The following is a 14,721-nucleotide window of genomic DNA, read 5'->3' as shown; positions in this document are numbered from 1 at the left end:
ACAAACAGGAATCCCTTCCTGTACTGTTATCTCTACGTTTGATGAGTGGCATTTTTGGCATAATCCTATCATACAACAAATCATCTGGCTACTCTTTAAATTTTTTATGCGGTCTCAAATCAACACTTAGCAATTTATAATTGCATGATGCGATCAAAGCATTGCATTCTATTGAAACAAAATCTCTGACAAAATCCTTTGGAGATGTAATAGCTGTAAATGATGTCTCTTTCTCAGTTGAAAGTGGAGAAATATTTGGATTCTTGGGGCCAAACGGTGCAGGAAAAAGTACCACCATGATGATTCTAACTACATTGCTAAAACCTACCTCTGGCAAAGCTCTGATTTCTGGATTCGATGTATCAGCAAATCCAAAAAAAGTCCGTGAGAATATTGGATACGTTCAACAAGAAACAACCGTTGATGAATACCTTACAGGACGAGAGAATCTTTTGTTGCAGGCAAAACTCAACCATATTCCAAAAAATGAAATAAATGTCAGAATTGATGCCGTTCTAGAATTAATTGAGCTCTCTGACAAACAGCATGATTCTGTAGTTACTTACTCTGGTGGAATGAGAAAAAGACTTGATATTGCAGGCGGTCTTTTGCACAGGCCAAAAGTCTTGTTTCTTGACGAGCCTACAGTTGGTCTGGATATCCAAACACGGAGAAAAATTTGGAAATATCTGAAAAAAATTCATGATGAATTTGAGATGACTATCTTTCTTACCACTCACTACATGGAAGAGGCTGATCAACTTTGCGACAGAGTTGGGATTATTGACGGTGGTAAGATTCAGGTAATTGATTCTCCCAAAAACATGAAAAATGCAATGGGTAACGAAGTAATTTCTATCCTTTTAGAGGATGGAGCAAGTCAGGATTCATTCTTGTCTGAACTTAGAAAGCTAGAGTTTGTAAACAAGATTAATGTTGATGGCACCAAGCTTACTTTGTTTGCATCAAATGGAACGGAGGTCATTCCAAAAATTTTCCAAATTTCATCCACACTAAAAATAAAAATTACTTCAATTGCTCTGACTCAACCAACACTTGATGATGTTTTTCTCTCCTATACTGGTCATGAAATAAGGGATGATGATTCAAAGTTTAATCGAAAACGAGAGCATGCCAAGATGAAGGGGTTACGTGCATGAATACTTTGATGTATGATACCTATACGATTTTTTGGCGAGAACTAAAAAGATACAAAAAATCTAGAAGCGGCGTTTTGATTCGTTTGATTCAACCCGCAATTTGGATAATTGTTATTGGAAATACTTTTTCAGGAACTCAGCCCCTCATTCAGTCAGTCGGTTTTGAAGGTGAATACATTGAGTTTATGGCACCTGGCGTCATTATTCTTACTGCAATTTTTACAAGTATTTTTGGTGGTGTTAATACTCTTTGGGATAGACGTTATGGTTTTATGAATAAGGCTCTTACTTCTCCAATCTCTCGTTCTGCAATTGCACTTGGAAAAATGTCTGCAATTTCATTGATTGCAGCAATGCAAGCTAGTTTAATTCTGGGAATTGCTTTGGCAATAGGTGTTACTTTTCCAAATCCAATAATGATTGCCCCTATCATGGCAATAGTGATTTTGTTTTCATTGGGTTTTTCAGGAATCTCAGTGATTGTTGCCGCAACTGCAAAATCTCAGGAAACTTTTTGGGGTGTGATCAATTTTCTTGGCATGCCTTTATTCATGCTGAGCCCTGCATTATTTCCACTAGAATTACTGCCCAACTGGCTTGCAATGATAGCAAAACTCAATCCTGTTACCTACACTGTATTGCTGGTCAGGGAGCTGATGACAGGCATCTCTGAAGGTGGGATCTCAATAGCTTTGAGCCTTGGAGTCATCTCCGTGTTTGTTCTTGTAATGGTAGGTCTTGCAAGCTATGTGTTCACGCGTGAAGTAAACAAGCCATTCTGACACAAAGTTGACAAAAAATGGAATAATTGTTAACTCTGATGATCTTTGCCAAATTTTAGCAAAAGTAACTGTTGTCAAAGTTTGTCCTACCTATCATGTTTTTTTCAATATTCTTAGCGTTTAGTGCAGTTCCATCTTCATTTGCCCTAGGAGATTATGATCTGATATCTGAATGGGGTCAGTTTGGAATATCAAAACCTGGATATTTTTCGTATCCTGAATTTATTGCAGTTGATGCAGATGGAAATTCATACATAAGTGATTTGGGCAATAAGCGAATTCAAAAATTCTCTAGTGATGGCCAATACCTTACTCATTGGGGGCAAAGTGGAACCTTGCCTGGAGAATTTCACTATCCTTCTGGAATTGCCGTGAGTAGTGATTTTATTTTTGTTGCAGACCATGACTTGCATAAAATTCAAAAATTCTATCTTAATGGAACGTTTGCTGATCAATGGGGCAGTAAAGGAATACATGACGGGGAATTCAAATATCCAAATGGGATTGCAGTTGATTCTGATAACTTTGTTTATGTTGTAGATACCGGCAATCAAAGAATCCAAAAATTTACTTCTGACGGCGAATTTGTCTTATCATTTGGTACAAGCGGAATGGGTTCTGGTCAATTTCTTACTGCAATTGGAATTGATATTGATGAACAAGGAGACGTATATGTGACTGATAAAGGAAATCGCAAAATCGAAAAATTTGATTCAGACGGTTCATTCATAAAGTCATTTCAATTTCGTGGATTGAATTATGTTTTTTCACCTTCAGGAATTGAAGTTGATCCTAACGGAACAATCTATGTTATAAATTCAGATACTGGCAGAATTTTACATCTTAAACAAGATATTGGTTTGACTCTTAATATTTTTGACAAAAACGGACCCTATCCTCAAATGTTTAGTTCTCCAACTGATATTGCATTGGGCATTAATGGCGAGTTACTTGTTGTAGATTCTGCAGGACACAAAATTTACTCTCTTGAAACTCCGTTCTATGTTGAACCAGAAGTTTCTGAAACAATTGAAATAATCGAACCTGAAATCAGCGAGGATTATTCTTCTGATAAAATTGACCCTACAATCATGGCACCAAGCAACATGATTCTAGACGCAACTGGATTGTTGACTTTTGTAGATATTGGTCAGGCATTAGCTGCTGATACTGAAAGTGGAGTGAAAGCAATTTTGAATAATGCTCCTGAAGAATTTTCTCTGGGTGTAAGTAAGGTTACGTGGATTGCATTTGATAATGCTGGCAATACTGCAGAAACATACCAGACCATCACCATTAATGCCTGCGGACATGTTTACTCTGATTATAACATGATAATAGGAACTGATGGTGATGACTTTATTCAAGGTACATCCGCCGATGATCTGATCTTTGGACTAAGCGGTGTTGATATTATTAACGGCAATGATGGGGATGATTGTATTTTTGGAGGTGACGGTGATGATGTAATCTATGGAAATAATGGAAATGATACTATGATGGGCAATTCTGGAAATGATGTATTAAGAGGTGATTCAGGATATGATATTCTTTATTCCCATTCTGGATCTGATGTGATGGATGGCGGAGATGACTCTGATGGATGTTACTCTCCAGCAGATTCTCAAACCGATCTGCTGATAAACTGCGAATCATAAATAATCTATATAGTAAACAGGGTGATCTTGTTTTTTCGTAATCTATTATTGATATTTGTAAATAAATTTCTAAACACGTTAGTTCAATGAGAGCAAAAATAACATCGATACTTTTGATCGCAACACTTGTTGCTATCTTGCCACCATTAAACGCAAACGCTTCTTCAATGCCAGATGCACCTAACCCAAACGTTGAATTTAATTTGACAGGGGCAGGTGCAACGTTTCCATTCCCTCTGATTGATTTGTGGAGAGTTGAGTACAAAAATGCATACAACAATGTAAATCTCAACTATCAATCGATTGGAAGTGGCGGTGGAATTAAACAACACATTGAAAAAACCGTAAACTTTGCAGCATCCGATGCCCCTATGAAGGAATCTGAAAGAGAGTTAGCTCCGGGAACACTACACATCCCTGAATCAATCGGCGGAGTAGTAGTTGCTTACAACATCCCTGAAGTTCCAAACAAAGGACTAAAACTAACAGCAGATGTTGTCTCTAAAATATTCTTGGGAGAAATTACAAAATGGAATGACCCTGCAATCACTGCAGAAAATCCTGGATTGAATCTTCCTGCCAAAGATATTGTTACCGCACATAGATCTGACGGTTCTGGGACAACATTCGTCTTTACAGATTACCTAACTACAGTCAGCCCAACTTGGGATGAGAAGATAGGTGCAGGAAAATCGGTTCCATGGCCTACAGGTCTTGCATCAGCAGGAAATGAAGGTGTTGCTGGAATTGTGAAATCTACTGAATATGCGATTGGCTACATTGAACTTGCATATGCATTCCAAACAGGAATGAGCTATGCATCAATTCAAAATGCTGACAAAACTGCATTCATCGAGCCTACATTAGACAGTATTTCTGCTGCATCTAGTGGGGTGGCAGATACTTTACCGGCATCTGAAGATAGTTGGGCTCACGTCTCAATTGTTAATGCCCCCGGTCCTGATTCATATCCAATTGCAAGCTTCACATATCTTCTTGTATATGATGATCTGAAACAAGTAACTAAAAACAAAGATCAAGCAAAAGCTGTAATTCACATGATTCATTGGATGATAACTGATGGTCAAGAATTCTCATCAAGCTTACTATATGTTCCACTTGCCGATAAGGTTGTAGAACTGGGAAAACAAGGATTGTCCAAAGTAACATATGATGGAGAAATTCTTTGGGATTACAAAGCAGCAAGCACTGGATCGCTAGAGATTCCAAAATGGATCAGAGACAATGCAAAATGGTGGTCAGAAGGACTGATATCTGATCAAGACTACATCAACGGACTACAATTCCTAATTAAACAAGGAATTCTCAAAGTCTAAACTCTTTCCTTTTTAATTTTATTTTTTTAATATGGTTGTTCTTTAATTTTATTTTCTTGAAACAAACCTTTAGAATCAAAAACTCTCTATATAGTATTACGGGTACTATCTACACATATGTTCCACTCGGATAAAGTGAGGATCCAACTTATAGGTCGTATTTCTTTTTTGTTTCTCAATGACTTACAAAAACGCAAAGAACATTGCAATTTTTAGCATTGTTGCATTATTTGCCGTAACTTCTTTTGACCTTTCAAATGCGTATGCAGAAGAAAGTGAAGGATACCAAATGATTGGCGATGTAATGCCGGTATTGACATTTCAATTCCGAGATGGAACTGAAACATATGAATTCCCTGTTTTTACAATGGGTGAAAATATGGTTGATGATGCTGGCGTTTCATTTTCAGTAGAAGGTACTGTGGCAGATTCCCCATTATTGCACAAGGCAATGGATGAGGCGTATATTTACCGTTCTTCAAACGCAGCATTTGATCATCAGTTCAAATACTTTGATGTTGATGCTAATTTTGTAAAAAACGGTGAAAATGTAGTCTCTCTTGTTTATACCAATTGTAGAGTTGACAACTATCAAGTCGAAACACTTGACTCAAATGACTATGAAAGTTATTTTGCTGGTGTCGGGTTTGCAATAGTTGATAAAATTGACTTTGTATGTAGTGGACTAAATTCCAATAATGATTCAGCAAAAATTGTTTCTGGAACCATTATAGATCATGGTGAATCTCCATTCAAATATGCAAACGATGTGAAAACTTCAGTAACCTTCTCCTTTAATGAAGGAAAGGAGAGGATTGAATTCCCATCATTTAATCTAGTTTCAGGATATGGTGAAACTGGACGAAATGCAAAGGCTGAATTCACAGTAGAAGGAGTTTTGGATAATTATCCAATGTTGCAAAGCAAAATTGATAACGCTAGAAAAGTATCCGGACTAACTGCACAATCTAATGATGATTTTGATGCATTAGTAGAATTTACTAATGGTGATAAAACATTGCGAGGATTCGATTTCAGAAGTTGTCATGTAGAGAGTGCAAAAATTACAACTCTTACAGATAAAGAAGAAGGATTTACAAAAAAGAGTGGATTTGTAACCGCATATCAATTAGGATTTGAATGTTCAGGTCTGAAACCATTGAATATGAATTATGATTCTCTTCAGGGAGACACTGCTTGGCAAACAACTACGATTGTAAATGAGTATGAGGAACCACTTCAAAACACCGCTAAGGATTTGAGTGCTTTTGTTACATTTACTTTTGACTATGGCGTGGAAACTGTAGAGTTTTCCATGTTCAAACAAAGTACTGTGCTTACATCCACAGAGGACGTTGGAACAGAATTTACAAGAAAGACAGCATATCCAACTGTTGAGCTGAGAGGAATTGTAGGTGATTATCCGATGCTCTACAAGCATGTTGATGACGGGTTAAAAGTTCAAGGAATAATCGGAACTAAAAACCGTGATCTAGTTGACATTGATGTCAAGATAGTGTCTGGCGAAAAAGAAATTCGTGGTTTTAACTATTCAAGCTGTAGGGCAACAGATTACGATGTTTCTACAAACCCAAATTCTGAAGAGAGTTATGTTAAAAATAAATTCGCACTAGAAAATATTTTTGACTTTGAATGTCAAGGATACAGTCCAAACAATCCCGCATACGATGCAATGTTCAATATCAAAAAAGCAAAAACTTCTAGCACCAGTGATTTGAGAAAGACTGATGACTGGGCTAAAGGATTCTACGTAGAGTAGACTTTTTTTCTTTTTCTTTTATTTTTTTAATTATCTTTCTTCTGTAATGATATTTTGAATATTTTCATCTATTGCGACTTCGGCAATATCGCTTGAATACTCTGCAATCCTTCTCAAGTCTTCTAATACAAATCTGATTATTGTGGAATTTTTCTCTGTTTCTTTGATTTTGCTCATAATTTGTTTTTCCTCCTCGATCACTTGATAGACTTTTTCTGCCACCTTTTCTCCTTTTTCAAAATCATGCTCTTGAACCGCCATAATTGATTTCTCAAATACTTCAAGTGATTTCTCTGAGAGTTTTTTTATTTTTACAAAAATTTTTGAATCTATTTTGCCTTCAATGAATTTTGTTCTTTTTGCAATTAATGACGCATGATCTGCAATTCTTTCAATTCTGCTAACTATGGCCCTATGTCCTAAACAATCAGATGGTTTTCTTAGTCCCATGTCTTGTAGAAAATTTTCATTTCCTACTGCTAGAACTAAATTGCGCCTCATATACAGTCCAAATCTATCTACTTCGTCATCCATATTTGCAACTTCATCTGCATGACTCGTATCTGCCTCTTCTAGTGCCTCTATTGCTTCAAGTACCATGTTATTTGCCATCAAATACATTCTCTTCAATGCAGTCTCAAATGATAATTCTGGAAGTCTGGTGAGGATTTGGATGATGATATTTTCAGAACTTGATTCTACAATCTCTGTTCCAATCATAGTCGACCTGACCAACTCTCTGATACTCCTAGAATGTTCTGCTGGAATTCTCATCCCTTTTGTTGTAATTTTGATGGTTTTGTAACCTGAAAGATATGCTGCAATAATTTTCCTCTTTATTGATTCCCCCGAATCTTTTTGATTAGATAGTATGACTGCTGTACTTTTTTTTGTTTGATTTTCCCCCTCTTTAGGGATAAGCGTTAATGATTTGTTAGAATTTTTAATAATCGTGACATTTTCCCCGACTTTGATCTTTAACTCTTCAATCCAATTCTTTGGAAGAGAAATAATGTATGTAGAGCCTCCACTAAGCTGCATTCGTCTTGTCTGCTTGGAACTTTCTAACGTTTCCAACTAAAATCTATTGAGAAATTTTACTTATTTACAATTTAGATGAGGAACTATATAGAACTATAACGTTCTCGTAAAATATGATCAAATATTAGATAACTCCATTTTCATGCCTGAATTATGTGGAACGGATTAATCTAAATCCTGAAAAGCATGGTAAACGCCAAATTTCAGATAAAATTTTCAAGATTGGCGCAACTGTGGCAGGCGTTTATGTTTTAGTCATGATTGCATTGTTGGTTTTTCAATTGGTCTCTGAGTCATATCCGATTTGGGAGGAAGATGGATTGTCATTTATCACTAGTACTGATTGGAATGCAGTTGAAGGTAGGGAATCTTTTGGCGCATTGCCCTACATCTTTGGTACCCTAGTTACTGCCTCACTTGCAATGTTGATTGGCGTTCCACTAAGTATTGGAATTGCAATGTTCATCTCTGATGCTCCTGCAAAAATAGGCGGCCCCCTGGGTTTTATTGTTGAGCTTTTAGCTGCAGTTCCAAGTGTGATTTATGGATTATGGGGACTTTTTGTTTTTAGAATTTACTTTAAGGACTGGGTAGAAGAACCACTGCACAATTTATTTGGTGATTCCATATTTTTATTCTCGGGAACTCCTTTTGGTCTTGACATAATTACTGCAAGTATAATTTTAGCTATAATGATTATTCCAACCGTTTCAGCAGTATCTCGTGAAGTGATGAAGGCAGTACCTCAACAACAAAGAGAAGCTGCATACATGTTAGGCGCAACAAAATGGGAAATGTTCAAGCTAGCCGTATTCCCATACTCTAAAACTGGTTTGATTGGTGCATCGATTCTTGGACTTGGAAGAGCTGTTGGTGAAACAATGGCAGTTACGATGTTGATTGGCAATGCAACTGGCATATCTGCAATCACTTCGTCTCTATTCAAACCAAGTCAAACAATGTCTAGTATCATTGCCAATGAATTTGTTGAAGCATCCCCTGCATCATTGCATCTTCCTGCTTTAATTGGAGTTGCACTGATTCTTTTGCTCATTGCAATTGCAATCAATGTAGTTGCACACTTGCTGGTAACTAGAATGATGAAAGTAAAGGAGGGTGCAATTAACAATTGAGTACTAATGAAAAAAGGCAAGAGTATCGGACCCTATTCAAAAATAATGTAGAGAAAAGACTTGTTGTTGATAAAATAGTTCGAATCATAGTTTTTGCATGTGTGATAATTGCAATTATTCCTCTTGGAAGCATTCTAGTTGAAGTATTCAAAAATGGATTTGCTGCAATAAGCTATGAATTTTTAACCGAAGTACCTGGTTCTATTGGTTCTGGTGAAGGTGGCATTGGACCTGCAATTCAGGGTACTATGATAATAATTGGACTTTCAAGCTTAATTGGTGTCCCAATAGGTGTAATGTCTGGAATTTATCTATCTGAATATGGTGATAATAGACTTGCACGAAGTATAAGATTCTTCAACGATGTGTTCATGGAATTTCCATCTATTGTTCTTGGCATCTTTGCATTTTTAGTAATTGTGTTGCTTCTTGGTCATTTCTCAGTATGGGCAGGTGCATTTGCATTATCTTTAATCATGTTCCCCATTGTTGCAAGAACTACTGAAGAATCTCTGAAAATGGTTCCTGTGACTTATCGTGAAGCTGGAACTGCTCTGGGTTTGAAAAAATGGGTAATTACTTTTAGAATTGTAATTTCTGCTGCAAAAAGCGGAATGATCACTGGAATTTTATTGTCTGTATCAAGAATTGGCGGTGAGACTGCTCCGTTAATTATGACTATTCTTGGAAGCAGCCAATTCTTTAGCAGCATGGATGTTCCAATGGACGCACTGCCTTTGAGAATTTGGAGATTGTCTTTGCTGCCTTATGACAGTGCACAATTACAGGGTTGGGGTTCCGCTCTAGTTTTAATTATAATAATTCTGGGAATTAATCTGGCAGTTAGATACTTTTTTGCAAATAGAAAGGGAAAGCCAGGAATTTTCAGACAATTAATTAAGAAAGGAGTGCATGCTAAAAATTGACCGCGTTGAGTATTAAATCTGCAAATACCGAAGAACAAATTCCATCATCTTCGTCATCTGTTGTTGATTCTGAAAAATACAAAATGATTGCAGAAAATGTTACAATTAGTTATGATGGAATTCCTGCAGTCAAAAATGTTACAATGAAGTTTAAAGAAAAATCTGTTACGGCCCTTATTGGCCCGTCCGGATGTGGCAAAACTACCTTCCTGCGATGTCTTAACAGAATGCATGACATGACAAAAAATGCCAAAGTTGAAGGAAAAGTGATGATTGATAACATTGATCTTTATGATAAATCCATAGATCCTATTTATCACCGAAGAAAAGTTGGAATGGTTTTTCAAAAACCAAACCCATTCCCAACAATGTCAATTTATGATAATGTTACAGCAGGTTTGAAACTAAACGGCGTGCGAGACAAAAAAATTCTAAATGAAATAGTAGAAGATTCGCTAAAAATGGCTTATTTGTGGGATGAAGTAAAAAATGACTTGAACAAATCTGCTATTGAGTTGTCTGGAGGCCAACAGCAACGTCTATGTATTGCGCGAGCCTTGGCAATACAGCCTGAAGTTTTGTTGATGGACGAACCGGCATCCGCACTAGATCCTATTGCAACTCAAAAAATTGAGGAAACAATTACTGAATTAAAAAAAGAGTATACCATAATCATTGTAACACATAACATGCAACAGGCAGTCAGGGTGTCTGATTACACTGGTTTCATGTATTTGGGTGATCTAATTGAATTTAGAGAAACAAAAAAACTCTTTACAGATCCAAAAAATGATTTGACTGCAAAATATGTGAAGGGGCATTTCGGATAAATGACTCGTTTAATTGATCCTTCTCTTCAAAAACTCTCTTTTATCATGGGGGAGATGGGTGATATGGTAGTAGAATCAATATCTCTTGCAATTGACTCTTATCTTGATGGAACAAACACAATAGATAAAGTCCATTCATTGTCTAATTCCATTCGTTCAAAGTACTATGAAGTTGAAGATTTGACCTTTGATATGCTTTTAAAATACCAGCCAGTTGCAGATGATTTTAGGTTCATAAGATCTTCCACTGAAATATCTTATGCTTTTTCTAGATTTGGAAGATATGCTTACGATATAACCCAAGTTAGAGATTTGTTTGGTGATGTTTCAGAATGTACCAATGCGTCACTTGTTGAATCTACAAAAAAAGTAAAGCACATGATAAAAGAAGCGGTGCTGTCCTTTGCAGAACTTGATGTTCGCAAAGCAATCAAAATTAGAGAAGATGAAAAAGTAATTGATAGGATATACAAAGAACGATTGCCGAAACTAATTGAATCAAATAATACAAAATGTGCTTTGGCAGAGGCACTATTGCTGAGATATTTGGAACGCATCGGTGATCATGCAGTATTCATGAGTGATGCAATAAATTACATAGTCACTGGAAAGCACCGACCTAGTGAAGAACGAATAGCATCACATACAAAACAAGACTGAATCATACATTAATTTTTATTCTGGCCAAAATTTTTTGAAATATTGCAATGGATATTTTACAATTAATTCAATCTAATCTCCTTACTCCAATTATTCTGTTCTTTTTGTTTGGAATCATTGCAGCTAGAATAAAATCTGATTTGAAAATACCTGAAGCAATTTCTGAATTTCTACCAATCTATCTTTTAGCCGCAATTGGTCTTCATGGCGGAATTGAGATGAGGAATACTGGATTTGAGAATATGCTGATTCCAATGTTGGCCGCAATTGGACTTTCGCTTTTGTTTACGTTAAACCACTACCAAATTCTGAGAAGACTGGGAAAATTCAATATCTTTGATTCGTATGCTTTAGCATCTACATATGGTGCAGTAGGTGCTGTAACTTTTTCAGTTGGATTATCTTTTCTTAAAAACCAAGGTGTTTCATCAGAAGGATATCTTGCAGCTATCCTAGCTGTGCTGGAGCCCCTTGCATTTATCCTGGCAATATTTTTGACTAACATGGCAGTTTCAAAACAAATCAAAGTAAAGAAAAAATCTTTTACAGCAGATGATGCCTCTGACATTGAAATTGGAATACAGAGTAGCAAAACAAAACTGTCTCAAGTTTTACATGAATCAATCACTGGCAAAGCTATCGTCATTCTGCTTGGAAGCATCATCATAGGATACATTATTGGGGAAAATGGATTTAGTTCAATCAAAATTGTTTTTGATGAAATGTTTACCGGTGCTATAGTGATCTTCATGATTGAAATGGGAATCATTGCAGGTCAAAGATTAGATGATATGAAAAAAGTGGGTATTTTTTTGACTGCATTTGCAGTAATTATGCCTACTTTTAATGGAATTGTTGGAGTTTTAGTTGCAACCGTACTGGGATTAAGTCTTGGTGGTGCAGTGATGTTTGGTTTGTTGTTGGCCAGCGCTTCATTTATTGCAGCGCCTGCAGTATTGCGTCATACAATCCCTCAAGCAAAACCTAGTCTTTACATTACCTCTGCACTGGGAATTACATTTCCTTACAACATCATTGTATTATTGCCAATAATGTTTGCAATCTCATCTTTTGTTCACACCGGAGAAGGATCGATAGACTTATTCAATTATGTCATAAAGGACTGGATATGAAACTCTACAATGTAAAATTGCTTACGATCGTATGTGAAATTCTTGCTCAAAAAAATATTCTTGAAATTTTAAAAAATCATGAAATAACAGGATATACAACTTATGAGGTTGATGGAAATGGCGCACGTGGGTTACGTGGTCAGGGTTTTAAAAATGAAAAAAATGTTAAAGTTGAAGTAATTATGCACGAAGAGAAACTATCTGATGTTGTTGAAGAAATATCTAGAACGCTGTTTGCAAATTTTGCTATTGTACTTTATGTTAGTGATGTTGGTGTTGTTAGGACTGAAAAGTTTTAACAACAGGAATCCTCAGAACACAAAACCGGAATTTTTTTACTTGCATTTGTAATATTTGATATTAACACTGATAATTGATTATTTGAAATTGAATACATTGCCTTTTTTCCTTCATCTCTTGATTTGACAATGCCGCATTTTTTCAATGTCTTTAGATGGTGTGACACTAGCGGTTGATCTTTTTTTAATTTCTCGACAAAATCATTTACGCACAATTCCTTGTTTTTCTGCAGTAACTCTAGGATTCCAAACCTTGTCTCATCACAAATACATTTTAAGAGACTAATTCCGTTCATATCAATCTAAATTTATATGAACCAATATTTATTTGATTTTATGGCCAAGCCAGAAAAAGTTCTTTTTGTGTGCGTAGAAAACGCTGGCCGAAGCCAGATGGCAGAAGGGTTTCTCAGAAAATTTGCACCTCATCTTGATGTAATTAGTGCGGGAACCAAGCCACGATCTCAACTTATTCCAACTGTCATTGACGTGATGAAAGAGGTTGGCATTGACATAACTGAGCAAAAACCAAAAGAACTGACAAATGAAATGATTTCACAGTCCATCACTGTCAATATGGGGTGTATGGATAAAGAATCATGTCCTGCGTTATTTGTAAATGATGTGATTGATTGGAATATTTCTGATCCAAAAGATAAGGATATTGAAAAAATACGAGAGATTCGTGATCAAATAAAAAATGAGGTGTTGAATCTCATTAAAAAAATAGAGGAACAATAATGGTCTATTCTAACATTCAAATCTTTACTGTAGAATTGATTGGCACATTCATTCTTGTAATTTTTGCAACAGGTTCAATTGTATATGATGTTCAAATTGGTGGTCCATACGGTATATGGTTTGCAGCTGCTGCTCCATTTGTTGCGTTAATCATCGGCGTTTACTCGTTTGGTAAAATCTCTCTTGCACATTTCAATCCTGCAGTAACTATAGGTTATTACATAACTGGGCATATCTCAAAAATTCAAATCGTTTGGTATTTTGCAGCAGAAATTATTGGTGCAGTTTTGGGCTCTCTGTTTGTAATGACGTTTATTGGAAAAGACGCAAATCTAGGATCTAACGTTCCTAATTATGATTATTCTTTATTTTTGATTTTTCCAGTAGAAGTATTAGCATCTGCATTGCTTATGGCAGTGATTTTCACTGTTGTATATACAAAAGGATTGAAAGGGTTTAGTGGCATTGCCATTGGCGGTATAGTTGGATTGGATATTTTCTTTTTGGCATTTATTTCTGGAGCATCAATGAATCCTGCAAGATCCTTGGCACCTGCTTTGTTGTCTGGAATGATGAATGATTTGTGGCTCTATTGGAGCGCACCCTATGTTGGAACAATTATTGTGGCTTTCTTATTTAGAAAAAAATTTGAGATACAAAGGAAACAAGAATTATAGCCATACTGTCAACTACATAGACTACGGAGTTTTATCGAATCTAATTACTTGCTGCTTTAGTCTTTGTTCTGCTAATGCTAGTCATGATATCATCTGATTTTAAGCAGAGTTTAGCCATTTCACGCCTATGTGACGATATCTTGGAGTCCAATGAACGGATATTTTTCGTATCCTCAATTAACTACAATGGGCGAGTCTTTGAATCCCGATCTCGTAATGATAGTGTTCTTACAAAACTGTCTAAATCTGAAACCGAGATGTTTTTTATGCAAAGAACCCTTCAAACATCGCTTAGTAAAGAATTCGATGATATAGTTGGACCACTCAATTTCATAACTGTACAAAGAGAAACTTTCTTAGAATTAATTTTCCCCTATACTGAAGGATTAATTTTAGTTGTATGTGATTTAGATGTAGTTCCTAATTATCTTGCAAAGAGAATTTTATTTGTACTGAGAGATTTCGATTGGGCGTCAAAGAATTCTCAAATATATAATGCCTGATGAATGTTGCAGAGCATGTGGTTGGTTTCTAAAGAATCATCTAAAGTGCCAGCATTGTAAT

At 36.1% G+C, this 14,721-nt stretch carries 16 protein-coding genes; 14 read left to right on the top strand and 2 right to left on the bottom strand.

All coding sequences use genetic code 11. The features are described 5' to 3' along the window. Positions 1 to 161 precede the first annotated feature (161 nt). The 5 genes from OO712_RS07825 (at position 162) to OO712_RS07805 (ending at position 6,717) form a co-directional block, all read left to right on the top strand. The gene (locus tag OO712_RS07825) at positions 162 to 1,160 is read left to right on the top strand and encodes an ATP-binding cassette domain-containing protein (RefSeq protein ID WP_109876544.1); all 999 of its coding nucleotides are present in this window, start codon (positions 162 to 164) and stop codon (positions 1,158 to 1,160) included. Continuing rightward, a complete protein-coding gene (locus OO712_RS07820; RefSeq protein ID WP_109876300.1) occupies positions 1,157 to 1,942 on the top strand; it encodes an ABC transporter permease in 786 nt (261 codons plus the stop codon). Before OO712_RS07825 ends, OO712_RS07820 begins: the two co-directional genes overlap by 4 nt. A gap of 95 nt (positions 1,943 to 2,037) precedes the next feature. After that, entirely contained in the window at positions 2,038 to 3,600 is a 1,563-nt protein-coding gene (locus OO712_RS07815; RefSeq protein ID WP_109876299.1) for a 6-bladed beta-propeller, read from the top strand. Between the two features lie 86 nt (positions 3,601 to 3,686). Then, positions 3,687 to 4,937 (top strand): phosphate ABC transporter substrate-binding protein PstS, encoded by a 1,251-nt coding sequence (gene pstS, locus OO712_RS07810; protein WP_109876298.1) that lies wholly within the window; start codon positions 3,687 to 3,689, stop codon positions 4,935 to 4,937. Between the two features lie 178 nt (positions 4,938 to 5,115). After that, a complete protein-coding gene (locus OO712_RS07805) occupies positions 5,116 to 6,717 on the top strand; it encodes a hypothetical protein (RefSeq protein WP_109876297.1) in 1,602 nt (533 codons plus the stop codon). 30 nt (positions 6,718 to 6,747) lie between these two features. Here OO712_RS07805 and OO712_RS07800 read toward each other — a convergent pair whose 3' ends face one another. Then, positions 6,748 to 7,794: a phosphate signaling complex PhoU family protein gene (locus OO712_RS07800; protein WP_109876296.1), complete on the bottom strand. Its 1,047-nt coding sequence runs from the start codon at positions 7,792 to 7,794 to the stop codon at positions 6,748 to 6,750. A 119-nt stretch (positions 7,795 to 7,913) separates the two neighbouring features. On the opposite strand from OO712_RS07800, the gene pstC reads away from it, so the two are divergent. From pstC to OO712_RS07770, 6 genes are read left to right on the top strand one after another with little or no spacing between them, the layout of a single operon-like run. Beyond that, positions 7,914 to 8,891, top strand: a complete 978-nt coding sequence (pstC, locus tag OO712_RS07795) for a phosphate ABC transporter permease subunit PstC (RefSeq protein ID WP_109876295.1) — start codon at positions 7,914 to 7,916, stop codon at positions 8,889 to 8,891. Then, positions 8,888 to 9,817 carry a phosphate ABC transporter permease PstA gene (pstA, locus tag OO712_RS07790; RefSeq protein ID WP_109876294.1) on the top strand — a complete coding sequence of 310 codons (930 nt, stop codon included), beginning with the start codon at positions 8,888 to 8,890 and terminating at the stop codon, positions 9,815 to 9,817. The genes pstC and pstA overlap by 4 nt, the downstream gene beginning before the upstream one ends. Positions 9,818 to 9,822: 5 nt before the next feature. Beyond that, on the top strand, positions 9,823 to 10,647 hold the full coding sequence (pstB, locus tag OO712_RS07785; protein ID WP_225866815.1) for a phosphate ABC transporter ATP-binding protein PstB: 825 nt from the start codon (positions 9,823 to 9,825) through the stop codon (positions 10,645 to 10,647). Continuing rightward, complete coding sequence (locus OO712_RS07780) at positions 10,648 to 11,307, top strand: phosphate signaling complex PhoU family protein (protein ID WP_109876293.1); 660 nt, start codon at positions 10,648 to 10,650, stop codon at positions 11,305 to 11,307. A 47-nt stretch (positions 11,308 to 11,354) separates the two neighbouring features. After that, a complete protein-coding gene (locus OO712_RS07775) occupies positions 11,355 to 12,440 on the top strand; it encodes a sodium-dependent bicarbonate transport family permease (RefSeq protein WP_109876292.1) in 1,086 nt (361 codons plus the stop codon). Next, on the top strand, positions 12,437 to 12,739 hold the full coding sequence (locus OO712_RS07770; protein ID WP_109876291.1) for a P-II family nitrogen regulator: 303 nt from the start codon (positions 12,437 to 12,439) through the stop codon (positions 12,737 to 12,739). The genes OO712_RS07775 and OO712_RS07770 overlap by 4 nt, the downstream gene beginning before the upstream one ends. Here OO712_RS07770 and OO712_RS07765 read toward each other — a convergent pair. Next, positions 12,736 to 13,035, bottom strand: a complete 300-nt coding sequence (locus OO712_RS07765) for an ArsR/SmtB family transcription factor (protein ID WP_109876290.1) — start codon at positions 13,033 to 13,035, stop codon at positions 12,736 to 12,738. The genes OO712_RS07770 and OO712_RS07765 overlap by 4 nt on opposite strands. Before the next feature lie 40 nt (positions 13,036 to 13,075). Here OO712_RS07765 and OO712_RS07760 point away from each other — a divergent pair, with 40 nt between their 5' ends. The 3 genes from OO712_RS07760 to OO712_RS07750 all read left to right on the top strand — a co-directional run bounded on the left by OO712_RS07760 (position 13,076) and on the right by OO712_RS07750 (position 14,660). Further along, on the top strand, positions 13,076 to 13,480 hold the full coding sequence (locus OO712_RS07760; protein WP_109876542.1) for an arsenate reductase ArsC: 405 nt from the start codon (positions 13,076 to 13,078) through the stop codon (positions 13,478 to 13,480). Next, positions 13,480 to 14,157 (top strand): MIP/aquaporin family protein, encoded by a 678-nt coding sequence (locus OO712_RS07755; RefSeq protein WP_109876289.1) that lies wholly within the window; start codon positions 13,480 to 13,482, stop codon positions 14,155 to 14,157. The genes OO712_RS07760 and OO712_RS07755 overlap by 1 nt, the downstream gene beginning before the upstream one ends. A gap of 266 nt (positions 14,158 to 14,423) precedes the next feature. Beyond that, positions 14,424 to 14,660: a hypothetical protein gene (locus OO712_RS07750; protein WP_109876288.1), complete on the top strand. Its 237-nt coding sequence runs from the start codon at positions 14,424 to 14,426 to the stop codon at positions 14,658 to 14,660. The last annotated feature ends 61 nt before the right edge of the window (positions 14,661 to 14,721 follow it).

It is taken from the genome of Nitrosopumilus zosterae (assembly GCF_025998175.1).
Classification (GTDB): Archaea; Thermoproteota; Nitrososphaeria; order Nitrososphaerales; family Nitrosopumilaceae; genus Nitrosopumilus; species Nitrosopumilus zosterae.
The sequence above is the reverse complement of the archived record's forward strand: the minus strand, read 5'-3'. Positions and strand labels throughout refer to the sequence as shown.